Source organism: Rhizobium sp. P1_E6 (assembly GCF_056405875.1).
Map to the genome: position 1 here is coordinate 1 of NZ_JBFUBG010000170.1, position 6246 is coordinate 6246.

At 59.8% G+C, this 6246-nt stretch carries 7 protein-coding genes; 1 reads left to right on the plus strand and 6 read right to left on the minus strand.

Annotated elements, in window-relative coordinates:
- From AC1D35_RS34430 to AC1D35_RS34445, 4 genes are all read right to left on the minus strand, one after another.
- On the minus strand, positions 1 to 848 hold an 848-nt coding region (locus AC1D35_RS34430; RefSeq protein ID WP_477942357.1), incomplete at its 3' end, for a porin.
- An 869-nt stretch (positions 849 to 1717) separates the two neighbouring features.
- Positions 1718 to 2206, minus strand: a complete 489-nt coding sequence (locus tag AC1D35_RS34435) for an Lrp/AsnC family transcriptional regulator (protein ID WP_113301461.1) — start codon at positions 2204 to 2206, stop codon at positions 1718 to 1720.
- A gap of 70 nt (positions 2207 to 2276) precedes the next feature.
- The gene (locus tag AC1D35_RS34440) at positions 2277 to 2918 is read right to left on the minus strand and encodes a uracil-DNA glycosylase family protein (protein WP_113307690.1); all 642 of its coding nucleotides are present in this window, start codon (positions 2916 to 2918) and stop codon (positions 2277 to 2279) included.
- Positions 2915 to 3463 carry a thermonuclease family protein gene (locus AC1D35_RS34445; protein ID WP_113307689.1) on the minus strand — a complete coding sequence of 183 codons (549 nt, stop codon included), beginning with the start codon at positions 3461 to 3463 and terminating at the stop codon, positions 2915 to 2917. Before AC1D35_RS34445 ends, AC1D35_RS34440 begins: the two co-directional genes overlap by 4 nt.
- Positions 3464 to 3569: 106 nt before the next feature.
- Between AC1D35_RS34445 and AC1D35_RS34450 the strand changes: the two genes are divergently transcribed.
- Complete coding sequence (locus tag AC1D35_RS34450; RefSeq protein ID WP_113307688.1) at positions 3570 to 5105, plus strand: sensor histidine kinase; 1536 nt, start codon at positions 3570 to 3572, stop codon at positions 5103 to 5105.
- Positions 5106 to 5168: 63 nt separating this feature from the next.
- Here the strand turns inward: AC1D35_RS34450 and AC1D35_RS34455 are convergent, their stop codons facing one another.
- Both AC1D35_RS34455 and AC1D35_RS34460 read right to left on the minus strand, forming a co-directional pair.
- Positions 5169 to 5549, minus strand: coding sequence for a diacylglycerol kinase (locus AC1D35_RS34455; RefSeq protein WP_113307687.1), 381 nt, complete (start codon positions 5547 to 5549; stop codon positions 5169 to 5171).
- Between the two features lie 119 nt (positions 5550 to 5668).
- A partial coding sequence (locus AC1D35_RS34460; RefSeq protein WP_477942360.1) for a nicotinate-nucleotide--dimethylbenzimidazole phosphoribosyltransferase occupies positions 5669 to 6246 on the minus strand: 578 nt, incomplete at its 5' end.

Genomic DNA, 6246 nt, shown 5'->3' on the forward strand with positions numbered 1-6246 from the left:
CCGTAGTACTGAACACCAGGGGTGATCTTCAGCTTGTCCGTTGCCTTGATGGCGTATTCGGCAGCAACTGCCCATTCAGCCTGCGAGTAGTAGGAGTTCGGGCCGCTGGAGTAGACAGCAGCGAGGCCGAGCGTGCCCGGGCCGAGTTCAGCCGTACCCATAGCGCGGATAGCGCCGTCTTCGTTGTCGAAGTCCCAGCCGCCGGTAACCTGGTAGCTGAAGGCGCCAGCCGTGCCGCCGATGCCGAAGGCAACGCCGACATTGTTCGGAGCTTCGCCGGTCTTGAAGACGCCGTCTTCCAGTTCGTCGACGCTGAGGCCAGCGTAGAAGGAACCGGTTTCGTACTGATAACGGAGCGAGTTATGCAGCGTTACGACAGAACCGATATCGTCCGTTTCGCCGGAGAGACCATCGTCCCACCAGGAGTAGAAGAGACCGGCGCGGAAGCCAGCGACGTCGAGGTAAGCGGAGTCGAGAATCGTTTCCTGGTTGGAAGCGTTGTCGGCATTGGCCTGGAGAACGATTACGCCGGTGAGCGGACCGTACTCGGTGTCGCTCTTGGCCGTGAACTGAACCTGACCACGGGTTACAGCATCCCAGCTAGAGTCGTTGGTGGCGGAGGTGCCGCCGGCGTTCGGGCCAACGTTAACCTGGAAACGGATGTAGCCTTCGATCTTCAGGCAGGTTTCCGTGCCCGGGATGTARAAGTAGCCGGTGCCGTAAGCGTCGCAGACGCGAACGTATTCAACCGGCTCCGGCTCGGCAGCAACGATTGCGTCTGCTGCGAGTACCGGGGTCGATGCAGCAAATGCTGCTGCCGACGCAAGCAATACCATCTTGATGTTCATTGTAGAATTCCACTCCTTTGTCGATCGGGGCTTTACCCTGTCTCCGAAGATCCAAAGTCGACCCGTTTGAACAGCCTCACGGCGTGCGGATCGATCGAACCGCCGAACGTTCATCCCACAGACATCTGACTGTAGCAATTCGTGAGCGGCACCAACCCGCAGCCGGACCATGCTTTCCGCGCAAGGCGTGGTTTTTATACAACAATTTCAAGGATTTAGACGGTTAACGCACAAATGCCGCCGCGATAACCAATGGCTATCGCAAGCGGCTGAAATAATCCTCCCAAAGCAGCGAAAACGGAGCAAAAACTCGAACACTTTCGCGAAGCTGCCGGACTGTAGCGCCGGCTAACGACTATATAAAGATCGGAGAATAGGACATGGTGTCCTGAAATCGAACCTAATGGTGCAGATGGCGACCATTAATCGATTTAGAGCCTACTTTTTGTTGTGGAAACAACCATAGGCATACGTTTTCGGCGCCGCTTAAACGTTTCGCCAAAGGCACAAAAACCGCGCATCGCACAATATTATGCAGCACGGACATTATAAAACGTGTTCCAGATGCCCCCGGAGCACTCACCCGAAACCGCACCCGTGCCTCCCCAGCACATGGGCAGTTCATGACCTGCGTGGCTTCGCATGGTTCCATGACAGGAAGATTACAATTTGGAAAGGTTTCGTGCCGCCGTCAAGTGGCAGGTGCTTTGCGCGGCCTATCAGAAGTCACAGATGAACTCCTGAATCTCCCTGCATAGCTTGTCCTGCGCGGATCAGCCCCAGAGGCGCTTTGCTTGCACAAAGAGCGGGCGCGATTCGCTCGCGCCTGCCTTAGATCATCCGGGCTGTATTGAAAGAGCCTGCCCGCCTCAGTCCTCGTTGGACTTGGCGTTTTCGATCAGCATGTAGTCCAGCGGCAGCTGCGTCGAATACTTGATCTGCTCCATCGCGAAGGCAGAAGAGACGTCGCGAATCTCGATCTTGGCGATCATCCGCTTGTAGAAGGCATCATAGGCGGCGATATCGGGCACGACGACACGCAGCAGATAGTCCACATCGCCGCTCATGCGGTAGAATTCGACCACTTCAGGAAACTCCGCCACGACTTCGGAGAAGCGGCGCAGCCACTCGATGGAATGAGTCGCGGTGCGGATCGACACGAAGACCGTAACCTTGGTGTTGACCTTTTCCGGATCGAGGATCGCCACCCGGCGCTTGATGACGCCGTCTTCCTCCATCTTCTGGATACGCCGCCAGCATGGCGTCGTCGAAAGCCCGACCTTCTTGGCGAGGTCGGCAACGGCGAGCGTCGAGTCTTCCTGGAGAAGGCGCAGTATCTTTCGGTCGAGGCGATCCATGCGAAACTAAGTCCCTTTCGAATTATTTTCTTTGTATAGCGCGATTCCGACCATGGAAAAGAATTTTTTTTCAGATGGCAAGCATTTTGATTCGTTCGCGCAGGACAGGAAGCAGTTCTTCTTCGAACCACGGATGCCGCTTGATCCAGCCGGTATTGCGCCAGCTCGGATGCGGCAGCGGCAGAATCGCAGGCCCGCCCGCCGCCTCCAGACTGTCGCGCCAGGCCCGCACCGTCTCCGTCATGTTTTCGCGCCTCAAAGCACCCATATGCCAGGCCTGCGCATAACCGCCGACCGCAAGCACCAGCTCGATCTGCGGCATGACCGAGAGCACGCGATCCCGCCAGACCGGCGCGCATTCGCGCCGCGGCGGCAGGTCGCTGCCCTTGGCGTCATAACCCGGAAAGCAGAAGCCCATCGGCACGATCGCGAATCGATCCCGGTCGTAGAAGGCCGGCCGGTCCACCTGCAGCCACTGCCGCAGCCGGTCGCCGGAGGCATCGTCGAATGGCAGGCCGCTTTCATGCACCCTGAGCCCCGGCGCTTGACCGGCGATCAGCACACGGGCGCGAGACGAGAGCACCGCGACCGGCCGCGGTTCGTGCGGCAGGCGATCCTCGATGCCACGCAGCGGCGCATCGCGACAGATCCGGCAGGCGGCAATCTCTGCCCGCAACCCGTCCAGCCGATCCTCGCTCGAAACGTCGTTCATTCCCACCCTGTCCATTCGCCAATCAACTGCTTCAGGCCGGAGTTCTCATGCCGCGCCTGATCCCTGACGTCTCGCGGCATCTCGAAATGGCCCGCCCAGAGCCCGAGTTTTTGCGCCCTCGCCTGCCCCTCCTCGCGCCGATAGCCGCCATAGGAAACCGCCATGCCCGAGGCCACCATGCTGGCATTGATATCGCCGGCATGATTGCGGCAGACGACGAGCAGCCGGTCGTAACGATCACGTTCGCTTCCGTCGCATTGCGTCGCGCCATCCGAAACGAGCTTTTGCAGCGCGCGCTGGGCAAGTCTGCCGCAGGGCCAGTCCTGCCCTGCCCGCTCGCATGTCTGCGACAATTCCGGCGCATCGACGCCCTTGAGCCGCATGCGCTCGCCATCAAGAACAAGGCTGTCGCCATCGCCGGCATGGAAGCTGCCCTGATGCCGGACTTCCGGCCCGTCGTTCAATTTCGCCGCGATTAATGCAATCAAAGCAAGAAAAGCGAAAGCGGTTGCACCGTCTCGGGTCAACCGGAAAAGCCGTGCCACGCTTTTGCCTCCTTGAAAAACAAACCCTTGGCAAAGATGGCAAACATCTTCTTAAGAATTTCCGGTTAAGCTCTTATTCATCTGCGGGACAAGTTTCAACGTGCACATGAGTACCGGCGTCAGCACATCGACCGACAAGATCATCGTCGACAAATCGCGCGGCCACCGTAACAAGGCCGTGTCCAAGGCCGTGCGGCAAACGCGCGAACGCCTGCAGTCGGGCCATGCTTCCAGTTCCGCCTTCGATCGTGACCTGCTGCGGATGTATATCACTGCGGTGCTGCAGGGCGCGGCGATCATGCCGCTCTTCGTCATTATCGTCGCAGCGCTCGGCACTTATTTCACCGAGGATGCGAGCCTGTTCTTCTGGGCGTTGCTGACGCTGACCTGCCATGCCGTCAATATTCTTCTGGCACGCCGCGCCAGGAAACAGGACATTACCGCAGAAGCCGTGCGCCGCTGGCGCAACCTGTTGCTGGCAGGCCAGTTCCTGATCGGCTGCTGCTGGGCGATCTTTGCTCTGCAGAGCTGTTCGGCCTGCGAACCGTCGAGCTTCACGCTCTATAAGGGCGCTACCCTGTTGATCGCGCTGTCGGTCACGACCATGTCGAATTTCATGCTGACCCCGGCCGTGCTGGTCGGCTTCGCGCCTGCGGTCATCGCACTTGCCGCAAAAAGCGGTCTCTCGCGCGATATTCTGGAACTCTGCCTGACCGCAGTTTTGACCATGACAGTCGTCTTCTTCAATTACATCAGCGATCGGCTCTTCCAGTCCAGCCTGAGGATCCTCGCCTTTCAGTCGGAAAAGGATGATCTGATCGCCGAGCTGGAAGTGGCGAAATCCATGTCGGACGAAGCCCGCCGCCGCGCCGAGGAAGCAAACCTCGCCAAGTCGCGCTTCCTCGCCTCCATGTCGCATGAGCTGCGCACGCCGCTGAATGCCATTCTCGGCTTTTCCGAAGTCATGTCAGCGGAGGTGATGGGGCCGCTCGCGAACCCGACTTACAAGGAATATGCTGGCGATATCCATCGCTCCGGCCAGCATCTGCTCGATCTCATCAACGAAATCCTCGATCTCTCCCGTATTGAAGCCGGTAAATACGAGCTCAGCGAAGAGGCGATCTCACTGCTCGATATCACCGAAGACTGCATCGGCATGGTGCAACTTCGCGCCCGTGCCAAGAACATCTCCATCCATGATCAGGTCGAGCGCCAGTTGCCGGCAATCTGGGCGGATGAGAAATCCATGCGCCAGGTCGTGCTCAATCTTCTCTCAAATGCGGTGAAATTCACGCCCCAGGGTGGAGAAATCAACGTCAAGGTCGGCTGGACCGCAGGCGGCGGCCAGTACATCTCGATCAGGGATAACGGCCCCGGCATTCCCGAGGACGAAATCCCGGTCGTGCTGTCGGCCTTCGGTCAGGGTTCGATCGCCATCAAGAGCGCCGAACAGGGCACCGGCCTCGGCCTGCCGATCGTCCAGGCGATCCTCGCCAAGCACGACGGCCAGTTCATCCTGAAATCCAAGCTGCGCGAAGGCACCGAAGTCATCGCCATCCTGCCGGCCAAACGCGTGCTGCAGAGCATCCCGGCCGTGGAAGAAGCGCAGCCGGTCGCCAGGAGGCGCCGCAGCTTCGCGTGATCACGGCAATTCCAGCAAAAATGTGCAGCGGTGTTGCGTCCGGAATTGCGGCAGACAAATGCTCTAGAAAAACAGATGCCGGCAAATGACGAAGCCGAGATAAAGGCAGCAGGCAGCGATCATGCAGGTCACGGCGAAGGAGCCGAGATCCTTTGCATGTTTGCCGACGATCGAAATTTCCGGTGAAATCCGGTCGATCACTTCCTCGACAGCCGTGTTCATCGCCTCGATGGAAAAGAGCCCGAGGAAAAGCACTGTCGCGACGACGAATTCCGTCGCATCGGCGCCGATGAGGATAAGCACGATCAGCGCCACGACGAAGAAGCCGAGTTCCTGCCGGAAGGCCGATTCCCTGAATACCCGCAGGAAGCCGGCCCATGAATAGCTGGCCGCTGCCACGAAATGGCGAAATCCCGTTTCCTTGGTCACGGCAGGTTTCGTCAACGGCCCCTCATTTCCTCCGCGCCGGTCGTTTCGCCGCGCATTATTTATAAGCGAATACGCAGATACAGGCTCCCCCGCGTCCGCGCAAGCAATGCGCGGAGCGGCTTGATTTTCCGGTATCAGTGTTTGCCGGTAACGCCGGCCTGGGCGAAGGTCGCCATGCCGGAATGGCAGGCGGCGGCAGCCTTGACGATGCCGGCTGCAAGGGCTGCACCCGTTCCTTCGCCAAGCCGCATGCCGAGCGCCAGAAGCGGCGTCTTGCCGAGCTGTTCGATGGCGCGCAGATGTCCGGGCTCCGCCGAGACATGGCCGATCAGGCAGTGGTCGAGCGCAGACGGATTGGCCGCCCGCAGGATCGCGCCTGCAGCCGTCGCCGTATAACCGTCGATCAGCACCGGAATGCGCTCCATGCGCGCCGCAAGGATGGCGCCCGCCATCGCCGCGATCTCGCGCCCGCCGAGGCGCCGCATGATCTCCAGGGGATCGTCGAGGTGATCGCTGTGCAGCTCGACGGCGCGTTCGACGGCATCGATCTTGCGCTCCAGCATCTCGCCTTCCGAACCCGTGCCGGGGCCGACCCAGTCGCGTGCCGTGCCGCCGTAGAGCGCATAGTTGATGGCAGCCGCAATCGTCGTGTTGCCGATGCCCATTTCGCCGATGCAGAGCAGATCCGTGCCGCCGGCAATCGCTTCAATGG